Source organism: Tianweitania sp., assembly GCF_032053605.1.
Lineage (GTDB): Bacteria > Pseudomonadota > Alphaproteobacteria > Rhizobiales > Rhizobiaceae > Tianweitania.
On record NZ_DAMBUH010000047.1, the window covers coordinates 24,663 to 25,002 of the forward strand.

Here is a 340-nt window from a genome sequence, read left to right on the forward strand (position 1 = left end):
GGAGACCGTGCCGGCGCCGAAAGAGGAGCTGAACGGCTATCTCACCCATCTGGAAACCGCGTTGAATGCACGCGGCTATTTCCGGCCGGTGGCCAAGAAGGACAAGATGATCGACAAGCTGCGCGCCGTGCTGACGCGGCCGGGCTTCACCTCCGGCGAGGTCAAGGTGCTGCGCGGCATCCTGTCGTCGCTCGATTATTTCTCGCCCAACGAGCCGCGCGGCATGGGCTATCCCGAGCGCAAGCAGGCGGCCGATGCGCCGCGCATGCAGCGGCAACCGGCCACTGCCAGCGGGCAGGTCGCTGGCGAGCGGAATGCCGGCGGGCAGACTGGCGGCGGG

General features: G+C 68.2%; 1 pseudogene. It reads left to right on the forward strand.

What is annotated here, in order from left to right:
• Positions 1-340: pseudogene (locus RTX98_RS12145) on the forward strand (RNA methyltransferase); the annotation flags it as partial.